Source organism: Bradyrhizobium sp. CSA112, assembly GCF_029051645.1.
GTDB lineage: Bacteria > Pseudomonadota > Alphaproteobacteria > Rhizobiales > Xanthobacteraceae > Bradyrhizobium.
This window is the reverse complement of record NZ_JAACFS010000024.1, coordinates 1-18,714: the sequence shown is the minus strand read 5'-3', so window position 1 is coordinate 18,714 and position 18,714 is coordinate 1. Positions and strand designations below refer to the sequence as shown.

Annotated in this window: 18 protein-coding genes and 1 tRNA gene; 9 read left to right on the top strand and 10 right to left on the bottom strand. The window is 62.2% G+C overall.

Annotated features, from left to right (window positions below; all coding sequences use genetic code 11):
- Nucleotides 1–21: 21 nt before the first annotated feature.
- Entirely contained in the window at nt 22–504 is a 483-nt protein-coding gene (gene rplU, locus GWE18_RS29005) for a 50S ribosomal protein L21 (protein ID WP_275189136.1), read from the bottom strand.
- A 404-nt stretch (nt 505–908) separates the two neighbouring features.
- On the opposite strand from rplU, the gene GWE18_RS29000 reads away from it, so the two are divergent.
- The 3 genes from GWE18_RS29000 to GWE18_RS28990 all read left to right on the top strand — a co-directional run bounded on the left by GWE18_RS29000 (nt 909) and on the right by GWE18_RS28990 (nt 2,856).
- Complete coding sequence (locus GWE18_RS29000; RefSeq protein WP_275189135.1) at nt 909–2,009, top strand: ROK family protein; 1,101 nt, start codon at nt 909–911, stop codon at nt 2,007–2,009.
- 311 nt (nt 2,010–2,320) lie between these two features.
- Nucleotides 2,321–2,410, top strand: a tRNA-Ser gene (locus GWE18_RS28995).
- 59 nt (nt 2,411–2,469) lie between these two features.
- Nucleotides 2,470–2,856: a hypothetical protein gene (locus GWE18_RS28990; protein WP_275189134.1), complete on the top strand. Its 387-nt coding sequence runs from the start codon at nt 2,470–2,472 to the stop codon at nt 2,854–2,856.
- 106 nt (nt 2,857–2,962) lie between these two features.
- Here GWE18_RS28990 and GWE18_RS28985 read toward each other — a convergent pair whose 3' ends face one another.
- From GWE18_RS28985 to GWE18_RS28965, 5 genes are all read right to left on the bottom strand, one after another.
- Entirely contained in the window at nt 2,963–3,751 is a 789-nt protein-coding gene (locus tag GWE18_RS28985) for a phytanoyl-CoA dioxygenase family protein (protein WP_275189133.1), read from the bottom strand.
- Between the two features lie 189 nt (nt 3,752–3,940).
- Complete coding sequence (locus GWE18_RS28980; RefSeq protein ID WP_275189132.1) at nt 3,941–4,660, bottom strand: ABC transporter ATP-binding protein; 720 nt, start codon at nt 4,658–4,660, stop codon at nt 3,941–3,943.
- On the bottom strand, nt 4,657–5,895 hold the full coding sequence (locus tag GWE18_RS28975) for an ABC transporter permease (protein ID WP_275189131.1): 1,239 nt from the start codon (nt 5,893–5,895) through the stop codon (nt 4,657–4,659). Before GWE18_RS28975 ends, GWE18_RS28980 begins: the two co-directional genes overlap by 4 nt.
- Nucleotides 5,896–5,900: 5 nt before the next feature.
- Entirely contained in the window at nt 5,901–7,106 is a 1,206-nt protein-coding gene (locus tag GWE18_RS28970; RefSeq protein WP_275189130.1) for an efflux RND transporter periplasmic adaptor subunit, read from the bottom strand.
- 16 nt (nt 7,107–7,122) lie between these two features.
- On the bottom strand, nt 7,123–7,767 hold the full coding sequence (locus GWE18_RS28965; RefSeq protein ID WP_275189129.1) for a tetratricopeptide repeat protein: 645 nt from the start codon (nt 7,765–7,767) through the stop codon (nt 7,123–7,125).
- 438 nt (nt 7,768–8,205) lie between these two features.
- Between GWE18_RS28965 and GWE18_RS28960 the strand changes: the two genes are divergently transcribed.
- From GWE18_RS28960 to GWE18_RS28950, 3 genes are all read left to right on the top strand, one after another.
- Nucleotides 8,206–8,517, top strand: coding sequence for a hypothetical protein (locus GWE18_RS28960; RefSeq protein ID WP_275189128.1), 312 nt, complete (start codon nt 8,206–8,208; stop codon nt 8,515–8,517).
- A gap of 275 nt (nt 8,518–8,792) precedes the next feature.
- Complete coding sequence (locus GWE18_RS28955; RefSeq protein ID WP_275189127.1) at nt 8,793–9,797, top strand: glycoside hydrolase family 3 N-terminal domain-containing protein; 1,005 nt, start codon at nt 8,793–8,795, stop codon at nt 9,795–9,797.
- 91 nt (nt 9,798–9,888) lie between these two features.
- On the top strand, nt 9,889–10,095 hold the full coding sequence (locus tag GWE18_RS28950) for a hypothetical protein (protein WP_275189126.1): 207 nt from the start codon (nt 9,889–9,891) through the stop codon (nt 10,093–10,095).
- A gap of 31 nt (nt 10,096–10,126) precedes the next feature.
- Here GWE18_RS28950 and GWE18_RS28945 read toward each other — a convergent pair whose 3' ends face one another.
- On the bottom strand, nt 10,127–10,543 hold the full coding sequence (locus GWE18_RS28945) for a hypothetical protein (RefSeq protein WP_275189125.1): 417 nt from the start codon (nt 10,541–10,543) through the stop codon (nt 10,127–10,129).
- Nucleotides 10,544–11,225: 682 nt separating this feature from the next.
- On the opposite strand from GWE18_RS28945, the gene GWE18_RS28940 reads away from it, so the two are divergent.
- Nucleotides 11,226–11,846, top strand: a complete 621-nt coding sequence (locus GWE18_RS28940; protein WP_275189124.1) for a helix-turn-helix transcriptional regulator — start codon at nt 11,226–11,228, stop codon at nt 11,844–11,846.
- Nucleotides 11,847–11,956: 110 nt separating this feature from the next.
- Here the strand turns inward: GWE18_RS28940 and GWE18_RS28935 are convergent, their stop codons facing one another.
- From GWE18_RS28935 to GWE18_RS28925, 3 genes are all read right to left on the bottom strand, one after another.
- Nucleotides 11,957–12,199 (bottom strand): hypothetical protein, encoded by a 243-nt coding sequence (locus tag GWE18_RS28935; protein ID WP_275189122.1) that lies wholly within the window; start codon nt 12,197–12,199, stop codon nt 11,957–11,959.
- Between the two features lie 424 nt (nt 12,200–12,623).
- A complete protein-coding gene (locus GWE18_RS28930) occupies nt 12,624–13,016 on the bottom strand; it encodes a response regulator (protein ID WP_275189121.1) in 393 nt (130 codons plus the stop codon).
- 284 nt (nt 13,017–13,300) lie between these two features.
- On the bottom strand, nt 13,301–14,026 hold the full coding sequence (locus GWE18_RS28925) for a Crp/Fnr family transcriptional regulator (RefSeq protein ID WP_275189120.1): 726 nt from the start codon (nt 14,024–14,026) through the stop codon (nt 13,301–13,303).
- An 897-nt stretch (nt 14,027–14,923) separates the two neighbouring features.
- Between GWE18_RS28925 and GWE18_RS28920 the strand changes: the two genes are divergently transcribed.
- Both GWE18_RS28920 and GWE18_RS28915 read left to right on the top strand, forming a co-directional pair.
- The gene (locus GWE18_RS28920) at nt 14,924–17,173 is read left to right on the top strand and encodes a DUF1522 domain-containing protein (protein ID WP_275189119.1); all 2,250 of its coding nucleotides are present in this window, start codon (nt 14,924–14,926) and stop codon (nt 17,171–17,173) included.
- 454 nt (nt 17,174–17,627) lie between these two features.
- A partial coding sequence (locus GWE18_RS28915; protein WP_275189118.1) for an Hpt domain-containing protein occupies nt 17,628–18,714 on the top strand: 1,087 nt, incomplete at its 3' end.

Genomic DNA, 18,714 nt, shown 5'->3' with positions numbered 1-18,714 from the left:
TCAACTTTTGATCAAAGCGCATCACTTCTTGTCGCTCTTGCCCTTCGCGGCGGCGGCCTTCTTGGCCGGGGCCTTCTTTGCCGCAGCCTTTTTCGCAGGCGCCTTCTTGGCGGCCGTCGGCGCCTCGTCGCCCTCGGCGGCGGGCGCTACGACCTTTTCCCTCTTCGGCCGCGGGCCGATCGAAGGCTTGTTGTTATCGGTCAGGATCTCGGTGACGCGAAGCACCGTGATCTCGTCGCGATAGCCGCGCTTGCGGCGCGAATTCTTGCGGCGGCGCTTCTTGAACGCGATCACCTTCGGGCCGCGCTTGTGGTCCAGCACTTCGGCCGCAACGGAAGCGCCTGCCACCGTCGGCGTGCCCAGCACCGGCGTGTCACCGCCGACCACCAGAACTTCACCAAGCTGCACGATCGTGCCGACTTCGCCGGCGATCTTGCCTATCTCGAGCACATCATCCGGAACGACGCGGTATTGCCGGCCGCCGGTTTTGATGACTGCGAACATCGTTTTTTTCCTTCGTGTTCGATCCCGGCCTCGGACGTTTTCCCAACAGGGCTGTCCGGGTCGGCTTTTTGGTCAGTCGTTATGGGTACGATTTTCGCGCGGCCGGGGAGCAAACCCCTTAAGATTTCGCGCAAAAACAAGCGGCGCGAGAAATCCCGCGCCGGATGCGGGGACTTATAGCCGCAGAATGCCGTGAGTCAAGGCAAAGAGGCCCAAAAACCGGCCAAAAATGAAGGATTTGGCCGGAAAAAGGCGAATGGCGAGTAGCGAATGGCGAATAGCGCTCCCTATTTGCCGCCTCCATTCGCCCCACTCGCCATTCGCCATTGGCTACTCGCCCTTTATTGAAACCAATGGGTTCCCCGCCCGTTGTCGCCAGCGAAGATCCGGCAGGGGCTTGGCACATGGCAGAAGACACCATAACGACCACGGGGATTGCACGCCACGGGGCCACACGCCTGCCGTCGGTCGAGGTCGATAGTTTCAACATCGAGTTGAAGGACGATGAGGGCTTTCTCGGCGACCGCGCCAGCAAGGGAGCCTTCCGCAAGATCCTGGACAGCTTGCGCAAGCCGCTCAGGAAGGACGGCGATGATCCCTTGGGCAAGAAGTCCGCCGGCGAGATTCCCAAGGACGATCTCGACGAGGCCCTGGTCGGCGCCGATGTCGGCGCCGCCGCGCTGGTGCATAGCGCGATCGAGGAATTCGCCCAGGAACTGGCCTATGTGACTCGGCGGTTCCTCAAGACCAAGGCGTGGGCCGATACCGAGCGCATCGTGGTGGGCGGTGGCTTCAGGCAGAGCCGGGTCGGCGAGCTCGCGATCGCCCGCACCGACATCATCCTCAAGGCGGAAGGCCTTGAGGTCGATGTGGTGCCGATCCGCTTTCACCCCGATGTCGCCGGCCTGATCGGCACGCTGCATCTTGCGCCGTCATGGATTTTTGAGGCCCATGACAGCATCCTTGGCGTCGATATCGGCGGCACCAACATCCGTTGCGGCGTGGTCGAGACGCGCTGGAAGAAAGCGCCCGATCTTTCGAAGGCCGACATATGGAAGTCCGCGCTGTGGCGGCACGCCGACGATGAGCCGACGCGCGAAGGCGCGGTGAAGCGGCTGGTCAAGATGCTGAAGGACCTGATCGCGGCGACAGAGGCCGAAGGCCTGAAACTCGCGCCCTTTATCGGCATCGCCTGTCCCGGCGTGATCGACGGGGACGGCTCGATCGAGAAGGGCGCGCAGAACCTGCCCGGCAATTGGGAGAGCAGCAGGTTCAACCTGCCGGCAAGCCTAGTGGAGGCGATCCCGCAGATCGGCGACCACGACACCGCCGTGCTGATGCACAATGACGGCGTGGCGCAGGGCCTTTCCGAAGTTCCCTTTATGCAGGATGTCGAGCACTGGGGCGTGTTGACCATCGGCACCGGCCTCGGCAATGCGCGCTTCACCAACCGGCGGAAGGACAACGGCAAGGACGAGAAGAAGGCGAAGAAGGGGCGGGATTAACGCATCCCGCGGGCGGTAAGGTTGACTGGTTAGGTTAAAACCGGGTTCACGTTGCCGTTTCGCTCCGCCTTGCTACCGTTGTTTTCGTCGCTCCGGCTGACCGGCGAAGCCGCACTTCCCGGCCAGGATTTCAAAGCAGCGGCACGGGACCGTCAGTTTTTTGTCGCGTCTGGCGGTCCCACCCTTTTTTCGAAAGCCTTCCGGCTTGCCATTTAGGGGCGAATTTCTCCACCCTGCGCCTTGTCTGCCCCGGCTTCCTCGCCTAGAACACGCCCCGACCGCAGGGCCGAATCCGGCCCGCCTTGGCGCCTGGAGAGGTGGCAGAGTGGTTGAATGCACCGCACTCGAAATGCGGCATAGGTGCAAGCCTATCGGGGGTTCGAATCCCTCCCTCTCCGCCATCGGGCAAAGTTTCTTCCCACCAAATTGCCCAAGCTGCCGATGAATTCAGGGAGCGCCAATGAAGATTGGACCGCAGCCGGACAAATGGCTCAGGAAGAAAACCAAGCAGGGAATGCGCGGCTATCCCGTCGGCACGATCGCATTCTATGGTCCTGATAACCAGCGCGCTTCGAAAGTTGCCGTGTCTGTGATTCCATATGAGGGAGCCGAGCCCGAGCTGCACCGGTGGTTTTTGGAAGCCGGCGACGTGCGGACGGACAAAGCCATTCTTGTCGAGATCGCCGCGTATCTGCGCCAGCATTCGGCACGGTCGGTAGTGATGGCGGATGGGATCATGGGCTGTCCTCACGAAGAAGGAATCGACTATCCGATGGGCGAGTCTTGTCCCCAATGCCCGTATTGGAAGGGACGGGACCGCTTCACCGGGGAATTGGATCAGGGTTGATAGTGGTTCTCGGAGAGGGAATTCAGAGTCCCTCCCTCTCCGCCAGCTTCTGACTCGAAGGTCTTCGGTTGCTCAGTGGAGGTACCGACGACCTCCTTTTCCCGCTTCAGAACATCAGCCCACACGCTTGACGGATGGCGAGCTGAACCGGCGATGGCGGCAGCGCCGGATCAAACTCGGCTTTTGGCAACAGCGGCGGCTGTGCCATGAAGCGAGGCCGTTCTCCGCGATGAAGTTGCGCGGCATGAACCAGGAATGGGTGGCACAGGTAGACGGTACCTGCCGCACCAGTCGCCAGCTCAATTTCGCAATCTTCCGTTGAGGCGTAACCGTGGGCAGAGAGCTGCCTGAGCGTCGCGCCCGCGTCGCCATACGGCAGCAACTCCCGTGCAATCGTGGCATGCGAACCTTTTCGTATCTTCGTGGGCGCATCGTCGGGGCCAACATCCGACAACAGAAACAGCATCAGCAATAGCCGTCCGCTGCTCTTCACATTGGCCCGCCATTCCATGAAGTCCGGACTGTCGCCAAAACTCATGTCCACATGCCAGCCATCATCGCCCGGGGATTCTGGCGAGGGAAAGCGGATCGGAAAGGTTCCGAGGCCTTTGGGCGCAAGCCAGCGGTCCACGCCGACGAGTTGATCGTAAGCTTTGTGCAGTCGCGGCGTGTTGGCGGCTTCAACGAATGGAGGCGAAGACTTGGACGCTACCCGGATGACCGGTCGAACCCAGCTTTCAGGGCTGTCTGGCGACAGGCCAATATCAGCCCACAACTCGTCCCTGCATTGCCTTGCAAGGTCGGCGCTGAAGGCATTTTCGATTTTGACGAAGCCGTCGTCAATGAAGCTCTGGACCTGACGGGAGGTCAGGCCGACGTGCTCGGTTTTTGGCATTACACATTTCCCGTTCGGCCACCGCGTCAGCGGAGCCATGTTGATCTGATCGGCGCGGATGCGCCGCAACGAATTGGATCGTTCAGATCAGCGGGAAGAATGTGGACATGAACATCATGGCAGCACCGTATGCTCTCCGGTAGACGAGATCAAGGATGCACGACGAAGCGTTTCGCCGCCAGCTTCTGACTAGCTCGCCGCCTCACAAACCAGCTCGCCTCCGCCCCGTTCGGTAATCTCCGCGATCTTGCCGTCGACGATGTGGATGCGGCGGTCGGCACGGGCGGCCAGCGCGGGATCGTGGGTCACCACGACCACGGTCTGGCCCTGGTCCGCGATATCGCGGAGGATTGAAAACACCTGTTCGGTCGATGCCGTATCGAGTGCGCCCGTCGGCTCGTCGGCCACGATGATCTCGGGGCGGTTGGCAAGCGCGCGGGCGATGGCGACCCGCTGGCGCTGGCCGCCGGAGAGCTGGTTGGGACGCTTGCTCGCGTGTTCACCAAGCCCAAGCGAGCTCAAGAGAGCGAGGCCGCGCTCGCGCATCTCAGCTTCAGCCATCCTGCCCGCGGCACGCATCGGCAGCAGCACGTTGTCGAGCGAGGTGAACTCCGGCAGCAGGAAATGGAACTGGAACACGAAGCCGCATTTGGTCAGGCGGACATCGGCCCGGTCCGTTTCAGACAATTTCGAGGTCGGCTGACCGCAGATCATGACCTCGCCTTCGCTGGGCGCATCGAGCAGGCCCAGGAGATAGAGCAGCGACGACTTGCCCGATCCCGATGGCCCGGTAATGGCGACGAATTCACCCTTGTTTACCGCCAGGTCAATGCCGTTGACCAGGGTGTGCGAAACCGCGCCTTCGATGCGGCGAACCAGCTCCACTGCCTGCAAAGCGACCTCGGTCATGATGCTCCCCGGATGATTTCAACTGGATGCACGCAGGTTGCCTTGCGCGCCGGGAAGTAGGCGGCCCCTGCGCAGCAGACAAGGGATATGCCGCCGACGATCACATAGTGCGCCAGCGAGTAATAGATCTGCAGCGGAACGGTCGCGCCTGTCAGCGGATTGAAGATCGTGATCTTCGACCAACCGTAGCAGAGCAGGTAACCGAGGATCCACCCGAACAGGATGCCGACCAGGCCGATGATGGCGGCTTCGATGATGAAAATCCGCCGCACCGCATACTCGCGCATGCCCAGCGATTTCATGATCGCGATGTCCTGGCGTTTCTCGTGCGTGATCGTCGAGATGATGTTGTAGGTGGCAAAAGATGATGTCAGCAGCATCGCGCCCATCACGGTGAGCACGATGAAGTCGCGCACGGTAAAGGATGACAGCAAGTCGGCATTGGCTTCCTGCCAGGACACCGACTTGTAGCCGGTCTGCGCTTCGACCTGGGCGGCGACCTTTTGCGCCAACATGGGATCGTTCAACCGCAGCCGTAGCTGGTTGATTACCCCGCCTTGCCCCATCATGACCTGCGCCGGCCCCATCAGCGAATAGATCTGGCTCTCATCGACGCGCTTCAGGCCGGAGCGATACAGCCCGGCCACCGTCGAATTCAGTTGGACGCCCTGGCCGCCGACCAGGAGAACGGTGTTGCCGGTTTTTACGCCGAGCTTTTCGGCCAGGGCCTCCCCCATGATGATGCCGTTCGGCGCACGTGAAAGGTCATCGATCTTGCCCTCACGCATCTGCGTGGCGAGTTTCGAGACCTGAACCTCACGGCGGGGGTCGATGCCGGACAAGGTGATGCCGATGCGCGCGCCGCCGTGATTGACGATCGCGGTGGTCTTCGCCGAGGGAGCCACGTCTCCAGGTATCCAGGAGCGCAGTGAGCTCATCACCGATTCCGAATATCTGATTCCGGTACGTTTGCCGACATTGGCGATGTCGGACATCTGGACCGCCGCATATTCCTGCTCTGCGGGTTGCGTCGGCACGGAGCGCCGCTCATCCTCGACCGTGATATGCGGCATCGTGTCGACGAGCTGCCGCAGGAAGTCGATCTGCGAGCCCTGCATCAGGCCCGCCATCATGATGGTGAAGCCTACTCCCATGGATACGCCGGCCATGCCCACAAGGGTCTGCCGCACCCGGCTGCTGACGTGAGTCCATGCGATGTTGAACAGAAGTTTCACGGCGGCTACCGGCTGTTGCTGATCATGTTGCGACGGGCGTCATTAACAACGGAATCGATGTGGGCGGTCATGGCTGCCGAAATCACCGCATCGTCGGGATCCGAGGGAGCCGTGGTGGCCGAGGCTACGACGGTAGCTTCGGGTGTTGTGGCTGGCTGATCGGTCGGTTCGCTCGCGGCCGCCGGTTCCACAGCTCTCGTCAAGCTGTTGTCGATACGAATCCTGGCGCCGTCAGCGAGATCGATGCGTGCGGGCGAAAGCACGGGGGTGCCCTTGGATACGTCGCCGATGATCTCGATGTTGCGGCTGCCGCGGATGCCGACTTTGACGGGCACGCGTTTGACCCGGCCGTCATCGACCATCTGAACAGAATCGGCTGCGACAGCCTCTGCCGGCACGACGATGGCCGCCTGCTTCTCGCGGAAGATGATATTGGTCTCGACTGACATGCCAATTCGCAGCGGCGTATCCTGCGGCAGCCGCAAATAGACGCGGAAGGTCTTGCGGGTCGGGTCACCCTTCGGCGTGATCTGGGAGACCGTGGCCCGCAGGGCCCTTCCGGGGAAAGCCTCGCTTCGCAGAAGAGCCTTCTGGCCAGATGCGATGCGGTTGATCTCCTCCTCATTGATTTCGGCAACGACCTGCATCGGCGCAGGCGGTCCCACCCAGAACAAGACATCGGTGGGGCCGGCGATCTCGCCGACCTCGCTGTCGCGCCGCAGCACCATGCCGTCGAGCGGCGCTCTCAGCAGCATCGAGTCGAGCCGCACCTTCTGCGCGGCGATCTTCGATTTTGCTTCCTCGAGCTTGGTCCAGCGCTGCTCGTACTCGGTGCGCGCGGCGTCGTTCTTGTCGCGATCCTTCTCGGCGCGCGCCAGATCACGCTCGAGCTGGCCTCGATTGATTTCCATCTGATCCAGCGCGCTGCGCTCCTCGGCGTCGTCCTGGCGGCCGAGGATCTGGCCGCTCTTGACCACCTGTCCTTCGCATTTGCAAAGCTCGACCAGCCGGCGGCGCTGCAGCGGCACCACCTTGGCCCAGCGCTCGGGCTCGACGGTGCCCGTTCCGTAAACGGCTTCGGAAACCGGGGCGAGGCTCGCAATGCTGGTGGTCACCAACGGTGGATGAAGGAGATGGGAATAGGCGTAATAGCCGGCCCCTGCTGCTGTGATAGCCAGAATTCCGGTTGCGACGAGATGCTGCAGTTTCATGGCGCGTCCCCTTAAATCAAAAACCAAACCGCTTGCGCAGGCCCGGTGGAACCTGGTCGAGCAGATCACGGGCATCATCTCGCTTTGCATTCTTCACCGGAGCTGCCGACGTGGCCTTGGGAGGTGCCTGCAATACCGTGACGTTGGACGGCGCCGGTTGCGAGACCGCAGTCGACGACGGGGCTGCAGGCGCCGGCTGCACGACCGCGGGTGCAGGTGGGAGCGCAGCCGCCGCGGGTTGGTCCGGCTCCACAGCTTTATCGATACTCGGAGCCTTGCCCGGGCCGGCAGCCCGAACGGCGCGCCAGGCTCTTGCGGCCACGACGGCACGGCCGATCTCGTCGCTCGTCATCTTCTTCATGAGCAGCGACATCAATTGCCGCGCTCCGTTGCGGTCCTCGTCGAGTTTGCTCGCCGAAGCGACGATGTAGGCCCAGCTATAGGCCTTCACATTGTCCTTCGCTGTGCCGCGCCCGCTCGCGTAAAGGCCGGCAACGATCAACATGGCGTGGGCGTGCCCCTGATCGGCTGCGCGCGAGAACCAGCGAAATGCCTCCGCGTCGCTGCGCGGGCGCCCGACGCCCGCTGAATGAAGCGCCCCAAGATAGAATTGGGCGTCATCATCGCCCGCTTGCGCCGCCTGCTCGTAGTGATTGGCCATTTTCTGATCGGACGCGGTGTCGGCAACAGCAGTGCGGAAGCCGATCAGCACAGCGAAGCAGCAAGCAACCACTACAACTGCTCGCTTCGTGGCCGCCGAAATCGCGTAGCGAAATCCTGACCGCAAGGATCGGTTTGAGATCGGGTTGATCGATCGGTGATTTGGGATGCGCCGCATTGCTTGTCCACGCTTTCAGTTTTGTTCGTGAAAGGCGCCTGAGGCGTCTGAGCCGCGCCTGGCAGCCGGAATTTCTCAGCCAGAGTCGACGATCGTCTCCACTCGCGAACTGAAGCCTAGCTCACCTGCGCGCTGACAAATGTGCGACGCGTCACATATCCAGTTTGTCGCGACCGGAACTCAGCTTCTCTTTACTAGCTCGACGCGCACTGCCGGCAGGCCGATGAGCTTGCAACGAGATTGGTTGCCGTGCCCAGGCAGATGATCGCGGTGATCATCATGGCATCGAAAAACTCGCCCGAGCCTCTCGGCCCGGGCGAGCTTCTTGCCTTCGTTCGTCTCGAATCAATAATAGCGGTAACAGACGTTGACCGGGCCGTAGGGGCTCCATTTCCAGCAGCTATTATAAACGTGGAAATGATGGCGATGGCCGTGATGACCATGCCCAAAATGACCATGGCCATGACCATGACCGTGGTGCCCGTGATGGCCGTGGCCTCCACCGTGGCCGCCGTGGCCGCCATGTCCACCGTGACCGTGACCTCCAGCGAAAGCCTGGCCAGGGATGGCTAAGGAAGCAGTGGTCAGCGCCAGAGCAGCAATCGTGGCCGTAATGATCTTCTTGATCTTCGTCATGGACGTCTCCTGGGTTGGGCAGAGCGAGGATCGCTCTGCGATGATCCACCCCTAGAGGCGCTGGCGGCGGTGCGATGTGATCAGGGTCACTCAATTGGCAGGATCACCCAATTGGTATGACTCGGCGAGTCAGGTATCTTCCTCTTGCGTGGCGCGATTATTTTCTGAACTTGGCCCGGCCGGACTGAGAGCGCCAAGCCTAAGGCTATCGCATGCCCATCGGCGAACTCTTCATCCTCGGCTTCTTCGGCAAGACCGTCCCAGTGTGGCTAAAGGAATTCGCCGTCCGCTACGGCCTCGGCGGCGTGATCCTGTTCGATTATTCCTGCCGGACGCAGGCATACGACAACAACGTCGAATCACCGGAACAGGTGCAGCGCCTCTGCGCCGAGATTGCCGCGCTGCCGTCGTCGCCGATGGTGTTCATCGATCAGGAAGGCGGATTGGTGCGGCGGCTGAAGGAGAGCCGCGGCTTTGCGCCCTTGCCCAGCGCGAAGGAATTCAACCTGCTCGCGCCGGATCGAAAGCGCGAAATCCTCACCGCGAGTTTCGCCGAGATGCGGCAGCTCGGTATCCACTATGATTTCGCGCCGGTGATCGACGTCGATTACAATCCCGACAATCCCAATATCGGCAGGATCAAGCGTTCCTTTTCCGCCGACATCGCCGACGTGGAAGCCAATGCATTGCTGGCGAGCGAGGTGGCGCGCCAGCAGCGCATCGGCCTGTGCCTGAAGCATTTTCCCGGCATCGGCGGCGCGGTCGTGGATTCGCATCAGGAATTCATGGATATTTCCGATGCGCTACGACCGGAACAGGAAGAGCTGTTCTATTCGCTCGCGCCAAAGATGTTCGGCGATGCGGTGCTGGTCAGTCACGCCATCGTCAGGCAATGGGACAAGGATCGCCCGATGACGCTGTCTGCGGCGGGGCTTGGCCGTTTGCGCGAGCGACTTCCGGACACGCTCCTGATCACCGACGACATGCAGATGCAGGGATTGCAAAAGGCGCTCGGCACGCGGGAAGCCGGCCTGCAATCGCTGAAAGCGGGCATGGACATGCTCTGCATCGGCAACAACCTGTTTGATCAGGAGCAGGAAATGGCCGGGATCGCCGAATATATCGGATATCATCTGCGCGACGGAACCTTGTCCGGTTCGGAAATAGAGAAATCGATCGCGCGGGTCGGCAAGCGAAAGGCGCTGTTTGAGGTCTGAACCTCGAGGCCCCCTGTCAAATCAGGCAAACGATCTGTTGCCCTGCGATGCCGTTGAGACTACAAGCCCTTTTTAACCGGAAAGAGCGACGATGGCCCATAACTTCGCGATCAATGACAACGTCCATCACCAGCAGCAGGGCCCGCAGGGCCGCGCCGACGTGAAAGAACGTAGCGTCTACACCATCGTCACCTGCCTGCCGATCGAGGCCGACGGCCGCCCGCGCTATCGCATCCGAAGCACGACCGAGAATGTCGAGCGCGTCGTGACCGAAGAACAGATCTCCAGGCTCGGCTGATCTCCAGGATCGCTCGCTTCGTTCGAAGCGCCTACTGCGCCTTCTCGTGCGCCGCGATGCCGATCGCCTTGTAATCATAGGTCGGATAGAACTCGGTGCGGTAGCTGCCCCAGGCGGTATTCTCGAGGATGCGGTTGACCTCGCGCAATCGCGACGCCGGCAGCCGCAGCGTCACCACCTGTCCGATTCCCATCATCACGTACCAGCTCACGACTTCGACGCCATCAGGCGGAAAAGCCTTGTAATAGCCCTGGCGCTGAAGCTGCGCGTTGAGTTCGCTCAGGGGCCGTGACTGGTCGTGCTTCAGGAACACGGTGAGCATCACGGCATTGTCGGCCGTCGGCGGCGCGTTCTCCACCGGTGCTGTTTGCGCCGCCACGCCCGAGCTGAACGCCAGGACGCCGGCCAGCACGGCCATCGTCATCCATGATCCCTTTGCTTGCGACATCGCCGTCTCCATTTTTGGATTCGTTGCGGGATGATTTTGGACCTCGATCATTGCGAGGCAGCGGGAGCCTATAAATCGGAATCGGCGAAATGGCGGCGTGATCAGCGTTTTCGCGGCCGGTTGTGAAGCAAATCACACGCGTGTGACGCGGCTTGCGCTAAGCCGCGGCAAGAGCGGCCGCCTCAGTCCACGAGGATCGAACCGATGAAAACGCGGCGGATGGCTTACTGGTGGTTCAGGTTTGTCGTCTCGGGACGGCTTCTCGAAAAGTTCCTCAAGCTGGGGCGCTCTCCATCGCCGCGGCGATAGCCGCGATCATGGCCACCTTCTCAAACGAACGTATTCGTTAGCGCGATGCCCCCGCGGGCAGGCCGGGTTCGGAAATGCCGCGCCGGAGCGCGGGCGCCGGGTCGGGTGCCGAACGGCTTGGAAAGCTAGACGAGAATCGGTTGAATCTCATTAACAAAGTAAATGCACTCACCGTAAAAATGCGGAGGTAGCGGGCCGCGGCATTTACGTTTGGATTCCGTAATCTCGACCCAAAATAGCCAATATGGACTGAATTTAGAGCGACTTTTTGCCGATTTCCGCCCGCCGGCAGGGCCCGCCGATCGGATTCTCCGTAGTCTTACTGGTCAGGAAATTAACCATGATGGAGCGTGCAGCCCGATAAAATAGTTATATGTCGGGACAAGATCATCATGCCGCTGATTCGCACTTCAGGAAGTGGATGGAAAACATCTCGCCTCTCGAAGAGAATCCTGAAATTGTCCAACCGTCCATTGCGCGTTCGCGTGCCGCGGACGAGGCGGGCGCTGCGATCGCCCGGCAGTTGAACGGACCGCTGACGGCGCTGCTGCTCTACATGAATGAGATCAAGCAGCACAGCCACCAGTTTTCGCAAGCGTCCGGCAACCGGGTCTACCTGCAGCAGGTGATCGAAAACGCGCTTCAGCAAACCGAGCGCGTCTGCGCCCTGGTGAAGCAGATGTCGGACAATCATCCGGCGCCAGCATCCGATGCCGCTTACAAGCAGGCAGGCGAGGGCCATGCCTTTCGCCATGGTGAAGGCGCCCGCAAGCCGGGATTGGCGTTTGCCCCGGGGACCGGCCAGAAGCCGCTGACCAAGCGCGAGCGCGAGGTGCTGAGCCTGATCAGCGAAGGTTGCTCCAACAAGCAGGGCGCCTTGCGGATGAATATCAGCCCCAGGACCTTCGAGAGCCATCGCGCCGAGGCCATGCGCAAGCTTGGCGCCCGCAACACCGCGGATCTGGTTCGCAAGGCGCTGCTGCAGCCCGCCTGATTTCTCCCGAAGCGATGCCTGCGATGCGCGGCTGGGCGCGCGCTTCAAGCCGTCAATGTGCAGGAAGCGGACATGCCGGGCTAGCCTTTAGGGATCGCCCGTTCTGCCGTTCAGCCGAAGCCTTTGATGAAGGAGCGGGCGCGCGGCGCGGGCCGCGAGAGGGTCGCCTTGGGCTCTTCGGGGATGATCGTGATGGTCCACGCCGCCGGAACGCTCGACTTGCTTTCCACGATCGATCGAACGTGGCCGGTGACCGCCGATCCGGCCGTGCGCACGGTCGCGGTCCTGCCATTGAACTGGGCGATACGCAAACGCCGCACTTCCTTCTGATCGCTCGTTTCAAACGTGAACATGAAGGCACTCCCTTGGTCCACGCAACTATCCTCAGTCAACGTTATCCGGAGGTGAAAATCTCTAACCGTAGAAGTACGGCTGGTCTTACTGCGTCACCAGTTCCTCATGGTGAGGAGCGCCAACGGGTCCGCGCGTAGCGCGGCCCGATGACAGGCTCCGCGCGTCTCCGGACGATGCTGCGCATCGCCGGGCGAACCATGAGGCCCGTCTGTGGCCTACATCCTTCGAGATGCCCGCTGCGCGGGCTCCTCAGGATGAGGATCAAATGGCCCTGACGCAGTAAGACTAGCCCGCATCTGCGGTGCGGTCCGGCTCTCGGAGAGGGATTTCGTGAGGTGCGCTGCTTGCAGGCCGTTGCATCAGCGGCGGGAGCGACGAATGTGCGGCGTGGTGTTGGAGGCGGTGGCGCGCTCGCGGCAGATGTCAGTCGGCTGAGCCGGGGAACACCGCTTCCATCTTGGTCTTCAGCGTTGCGGCGTTGAACGGCTTGACGATGTAGTTGTTGACGCCGGCCTTCTTCGCGGCGATGACGTTTTCGGTCTTGGATTCAGCCGTGATCATAATGAAGGGCGTCTTGGAGAATTCCGGGCTGGCGCGGACTTCCCTGAGCAGGTCGTAGCCGGTCATCGGCTCCATGTTCCAGTCGGAGATCACCAGGCCGTATCGCTTGGTCTGCATCTTGGCGAGCGCGGCCGATCCATCGTTGGCCTCGTCGACATTCTCGAATCCGAGCTGCTTGAGAAGGTTGCGGATGATGCGGATCATGGTGCTGTAGTCATCGACCACCAGGATCGGCATCGACAAATCAAAAGCCATGTCTGTACTCCGCGCAAACAGCAAGCCGCCGAACACAGGTGAATGCGCGTTGCACGCGAAAGAGTCTCGATTGCCTTTTCTCGAACCCGCACCCGTCAGCACCGTGACAACTATCAGGGCTCATTGAACAGCGCGTTAATTCGGTTCCGGCTGAAGCGCCGCAAGAGCGGCGATTGGCCGTAGTAATACGGAAATGTATCGGGGCCTGACGCAATCCTCGCGCGCAATGACAATGCGAGGCGTATCACAGATCGGCCGCGGCCGCCGCTGGTCGCGGGAAGCGATCATGCGGCCGCGGAATGGATACGCGGATGCAGCAGCCGCGTGTACTGCGCCTTGACCGTCGCGTAGCACTCGCAGGAAGTCTTGATCAGGCCGTCCACGTTGGTGATTTCGATATGGCCGCGGCTGTAGTGGATGAAGTTTGCATGCTGCAGCGTGTTGGCCACCAGCGACACGCTGTTGCGGCGCGCGCCGATCATCTGGGCCATCGCTTCCTGGGTCAGGACGAGCTTGTCGCTGCCGGAGAGGTCGCGCGTATGCAACAGGCATCGCGCCAGCCGGGACTCCACCGTGTGCGAGGCGTTGCAGCCGGCAGTCTGCTGGATTTGCGCATAGATGGCGAGGCCGTGCCGCACCAGCGCGGTCCGCAACGTTGCGCTCTGGTCTGCGGCAGCACGAAGCTGGTCGAGATCGATCGTCGAAGCGGCGCCGGGCACCAGCACCACGGCGCTGTTCAGCGCAATCGGATCGCCGAGCGCGGCGAGTGCGCCGAAAATGCTGTCGCGGCCGATCATCGCGATCTGGACGTGCTCGCCGCGCGCGAGCTTGACGACCAGCGAGATGACGCCTTTGTGCGGAAGGTACGCACGCTTGAGCGTTTCGTCGATTTCGACCAGCACCATATCCGGGCTGAGATCGGCGCTGCGCAGATGCGGGCGAACCAGTTCGAAGTCGTCCGCTGTCAGCGAGGACAAAAATCCATTCGGAGAACGAGGGGCTGAATCCAAAGCAGCCTCCTGCCTTACGGGGTAAGCCGGTCTCTGGCGTCTGGCGCCTACAATCCGAAATGCAGGATGATCCTTGCACATTGTATTGGCAAGAAAAATTGGCAAAATGGACGCACGCAATCGTCGCGGACGGTCCCGCTGATTGCGATCTCCGGTTCCGCTTTTTTCCGGGCCCCGAAGCGGGCGATCCCGCCTCCTTCAGGATGGCGCTGGGGCCTTGGCGGGACGCGGTGCCGGCGCCACGCGCTGCCTGCGCAAGCCGTTCGCGCCGGGGGCACTGCTCGCGGTCGTTATCGAATGTCTGGCCGTGTTGAGAGTGGCGCGATCTCAGCGATCTGATCGCGCGAGTTTGCACACTATCGCCGTCGCCCCTGCGAACGCGCAGGGACCCATACGCCGCGGCCGGCGGAAGGGGCAGGATGGGAGACGGCTTTGCTTCAGCAATCTGCAGCGGTCGTTGTCTAACGCAGGGCGTCTGCGACCGCGCGCCATTGAGAGATCACGCGGTATGGGTCCCTGCGCCCCGTGCGCAATTGCGCACTAGGCAGGGACGACCGAAGTGCGAGCCCGCTTCAGTGGCTTTGCCCGATCGAATTAGCTGAGCACGCGGAAGATTGAGATGGCGGGGCTTCGTCCGCCGCAGCGGACAGCCGCATGCGCCCACTGCGATCGCCCGCATGCTCGGAGAGCCTTGATCTCTGCACTCCCTTCGTTCTGTCCGTTCCGACGGGCTTTAGCCTTATCCATTCGTTAAGCAAGCCGCTGTACGGTTGCCGTACGAATACGGGACTCACCCCGTTACATAGAATGTGAGCCTGCGCGTTGAGGCCTTGTTAAATTCTGGCGGGTATCGATGCGAGGGTCAAAGAATTGACCTCAAACCCAGAAGGAAACGACATGTCCGGCATCGTTCTCTCGGCATCAGTCCGCCAAAACCTCCTCTCCCTCCAGTCGACCGCTGATCTGCTCGCCACCACGCAGAATCGCCTTGCCACCGGCAAGAAGGTCAACACGGCCCTCGACAATCCCACCAACTTCTTCACCGCGCAGTCCCTCGACTCGCGCGCCAGCGACATCAACAACCTCCTGGACGGCATCGGCAACGGCGTGCAGGTGCTGCAGCAGGCCAACAACGGCATCACCTCGCTGCAGAAGCTGGTAGACACCGCGAAGTCGATCGCCAACCAGGCCCTTCAGAGCGCGGTCGGCTACTCGACCAAGTCGAACGTTTCCACCACGATCACCGGCGCCACCTCCGCCGACCTGCGCGGCACCACGAGCTACACCAGCGCGACCGCGAGCAGCAACGTGCTCTACACCGGCGCGGCCGGCGGCGCGACGGCGGCTGCAAGCGGCACCAAGCTCGGCGGCGTTTCGGGCGCTGTCACCGGCACGGTGAAGAACGACAACTCGGCGGCTCCCATCACAACCGGCACGCTGATCTATGGCGCCGCCGCTGCGTTGACCACGCAGGCTACCACCAAGTTCGTTGACGGTGACGTGCTCACCGTGAACGGCAAGACCATCACCTTCACGTCAGCCGCGACGCCAGCCGCTGCGGCGGTTCCGGCGGGTTCCGGCGTGAGCGGCAACGTCGTCAACGACGGCAGCGGCAACTCGACTGTCTACCTGAACGCAGCGACCACGGTGGGCGACGTGCTTCAGGCAATCGATCTTGCCAGCGGTGTCCGGTCCGCTGCGAACGCGGGCGGCGCCGCGGTGGTCACCAGCCCTGCCTCGGGCCAGACGGCTTCGTCGATCGCCGCCGGCGCGGTCTCGCTGCAGAGTTCGACTGGTGCCGATCTCTCGGTCAGCGGCAAGGCGGACATTCTCAACGCGCTTGGCCTCACGCCGGCGACCGGCTCGGGCACGGCCACCATCACGGCGACCCGCACGACCGACACCAACACGCTCGGTTCGCTGCTGCAGACCGGTTCGTCGCTCTATGTCAACGGCCACACCATCACCTTCGCCGCCGGCGCTACCCCGGCTGCGGCGAATGTCCCGACTGGCTCGGGCGTGAACGGCAACGTCGTCACCGACGGCAGCGGAAACTCGACCGTCTACATCCAGTCCGCCACGATTGCCGACCTGCTCAAGGCCGTCGACCTGGCGACCGGCGTGCAGACCGCCACGAACGCGAGCGGCGCGGCCAATTTGGCCACCGCTTCCGGTCAGGTTAACTCATCGATCGCCGCCAACGGCACGTTGAAGATTTCGACTGGCACCAGCCAGGATCTGGCAATCACCGGCACCGGCAACGCGCTGAGCGCGCTTGGCCTTGGCGGCAACACCGGCACCGACAATGCGTTCACGGCGGCCCGCACTTCCGCGGCCGGTGGCATCAACGGCAAGACCTTGACCTTCTCCTCCTTCAATAGCGGCACCGCGGTCAACGTCACCTTCGGCGACGGCACCAACGGCACGGTCAAGACTCTCGATCAGTTGAACGCGGCGCTGCAGGCCAACAACCAGATCGCCACGCTCGACTCTACGGGCAAGCTCACGATCTCGGCGGCTAACGACTATGCGTCGTCGACGCTTGGGTCGTCGGTCTCCGGTGGCGCGATCGGCGGCACGGTAACGGCTGTCCTGTCCTTCACCAACGCGGTGGCTCCTGTCGCCGATGTGCAGGCCCAGAACACCCGCGCCACTTTGGTGAACCAGTTCAACGGCATCCTGGCCCAGATCACCAGCACTGCGCAGGACGCGTCGTTCAACGGCGTGAACCTGCTCAGCGGCGATCAGCTCAAGCTGACGTTCAACGAAACCGGCAAGTCGACCCTGAACATCACCGGCGTCAACTTTGATGCCGCCGGCCTCGGCCTGGCGAACCTGACCAGCGGCGTCGACTTCATCGACAACGCCGCCACCAACAGGGTTTTTGCCGACCTGAGCAGCGCCTCGACCCAGCTGCGCACGCAGGCTTCTACCCTCGGTTCGAACCTGTCGATCGTGCAGATCCGTCAGGACTTCTCGAAGAACCTGATCAACGTGCTGCAGACCGGCTCGTCGAACCTGACGCTGGCCGACACCAACGAGGAAGCGGCGAACAGCCAGGCGCTGTCGACCCGCCAGTCGATCGCGGTGTCCGCGCTGGCTCTGGCCAACCAGTCGCAGCAGAGCGTGCTGCAGCTCCTGCGCTAAGCGGGACGGTAACGTCAACGATAACGGCGGCGGGGGAAACCTCGCCGCCGACTTCGTTTTGAGATCACTGAAGACGCTTATTTCAGGGGCGCAACTCTCACCGTCGTCCCTGCGAACGCAGGGACCCATAACCACCGGCCGCAATAGTTTTGCACGCGGGTCGTTATCCTGTCTTTTCCAACAACGATGGCCGCGGCGTATGGGTCCCTGCGTTCGCAGGGACGACGCCGGAGGGAGCGTGCATCATCCGCGGCGCCGGCCAGTTGCTGTCGAGATTCTTTCAAACGTCGTCGACCGCGATCTCGATCGCGCCGTCGCATAGCCGCTACGGACGGCTCACGAAATTGTTCACCATATCCGTATTAGCACGGACAGCGAAATTAACGCAGCCGTGAAATCCGAAGGGTTATTTCTACAGAAGATCGGTATCTGAATTTCGAGAAGGCGTGCTCATATGGATGACCTGTTGCGGGAGTTCCTGACGGAGACCAATGAGAGCCTGGATACGGTCGACAATCAGTTGGTGCGGTTCGAGCAGGACCCGAGCGACGCGAAGATCCTGGATAACATCTTCCGCCTGGTCCACACCATCAAGGGCACCTGCGGCTTCTTAGGGTTGCCGCGGCTGGAGGCGCTCGCCCATGCCGGCGAGACCCTGATGGGTAAATTCCGCGACGGCATGCCCGTCAAGGCCGAGGCCGTCACGCTGATCCTGAGCAGCATCGACCGCATCAAGGAAATCCTCGCCGGCCTCGAGGCCACCGAGACCGAGCCCGAGGGCACCGACGAAGACCTGATCGAGAAGCTGCATGCGATGGCCGAAGGCGCCAGGCATGCCGAGGACGAGGCGCCGGCCAAGGCCGCGCCCGTTGCCGTGGTCGCGGCACCGCCGGTGCAGCCGGCCATCACTGCCGGCACGCTGGTCGACCAGGTGCTGGACCGCCCGCTGCGTCCCGGCGAGGTGTCGCTCGACGACCTCGAGCGCGCCTTCCGCGAGACCGCGACCGAAGTCGCGCCGGCACCCGTCGCCAAGGCTGCGCCCGCGCCTGAGGCTAAGGGAGCCAAGGAAACGGCCAAGGAAACTGCCAAGGAAACTGCCAAGGAAACGGCGAAGGAAACGGCGAAGGCAAAGCCGGCCCGCAAGCCGGTTGCCATGGATGCCGACGTCCAGGAAGCCGACAAGATCGCCAACCAGTCGATCCGCGTCAACGTCGACACCCTCGAACACCTGATGACCATGGTCTCCGAGCTGGTGCTGACCCGCAACCAGCTTTTGGAGATCTCCCGGCGCAACGAGGACACCGAGTTCAAGGTGCCGCTGCAGCGGCTCTCCAACGTCACCGCCGAGCTGCAGGAAGGCGTCATGAAGACGCGGATGCAGCCGATCGGCAATGCCTGGCAGAAGCTGCCGCGGATCGTCCGCGACCTCTCCGGCGAACTCGGCAAGCAAATTGAATTGGAAATGCACGGCGCCGACACCGAGCTCGACCGCCAGGTGCTCGACCTGATCAAGGATCCCCTGACCCACATGGTGCGCAACT

Coding starts and splice junctions, on each gene's coding strand:
- rplU (WP_275189136.1), bottom strand. CDS start 504: ATGTTCGCAGTCATCAAAACCGGCGGCCGGCAATACCGCGTCGTTCCG.
- GWE18_RS29000 (WP_275189135.1), top strand. CDS start 909: ATGGCAGAAGACACCATAACGACCACGGGGATTGCACGCCACGGGGCC.
- GWE18_RS28990 (WP_275189134.1), top strand. CDS start 2,470: ATGAAGATTGGACCGCAGCCGGACAAATGGCTCAGGAAGAAAACCAAG.
- GWE18_RS28985 (WP_275189133.1), bottom strand. CDS start 3,751: ATGCCAAAAACCGAGCACGTCGGCCTGACCTCCCGTCAGGTCCAGAGC.
- GWE18_RS28980 (WP_275189132.1), bottom strand. CDS start 4,660: ATGACCGAGGTCGCTTTGCAGGCAGTGGAGCTGGTTCGCCGCATCGAA.
- GWE18_RS28970 (WP_275189130.1), bottom strand. CDS start 7,106: ATGAAACTGCAGCATCTCGTCGCAACCGGAATTCTGGCTATCACAGCA.
- GWE18_RS28965 (WP_275189129.1), bottom strand. CDS start 7,767: ATGGCCAATCACTACGAGCAGGCGGCGCAAGCGGGCGATGATGACGCC.
- GWE18_RS28960 (WP_275189128.1), top strand. CDS start 8,206: ATGATCGCGGTGATCATCATGGCATCGAAAAACTCGCCCGAGCCTCTC.
- GWE18_RS28955 (WP_275189127.1), top strand. CDS start 8,793: ATGCCCATCGGCGAACTCTTCATCCTCGGCTTCTTCGGCAAGACCGTC.
- GWE18_RS28950 (WP_275189126.1), top strand. CDS start 9,889: ATGGCCCATAACTTCGCGATCAATGACAACGTCCATCACCAGCAGCAG.
- GWE18_RS28945 (WP_275189125.1), bottom strand. CDS start 10,543: ATGTCGCAAGCAAAGGGATCATGGATGACGATGGCCGTGCTGGCCGGC.
- GWE18_RS28940 (WP_275189124.1), top strand. CDS start 11,226: ATGTCGGGACAAGATCATCATGCCGCTGATTCGCACTTCAGGAAGTGG.
- GWE18_RS28935 (WP_275189122.1), bottom strand. CDS start 12,199: ATGTTCACGTTTGAAACGAGCGATCAGAAGGAAGTGCGGCGTTTGCGT.
- GWE18_RS28930 (WP_275189121.1), bottom strand. CDS start 13,016: ATGGCTTTTGATTTGTCGATGCCGATCCTGGTGGTCGATGACTACAGC.
- GWE18_RS28920 (WP_275189119.1), top strand. CDS start 14,924: ATGTCCGGCATCGTTCTCTCGGCATCAGTCCGCCAAAACCTCCTCTCC.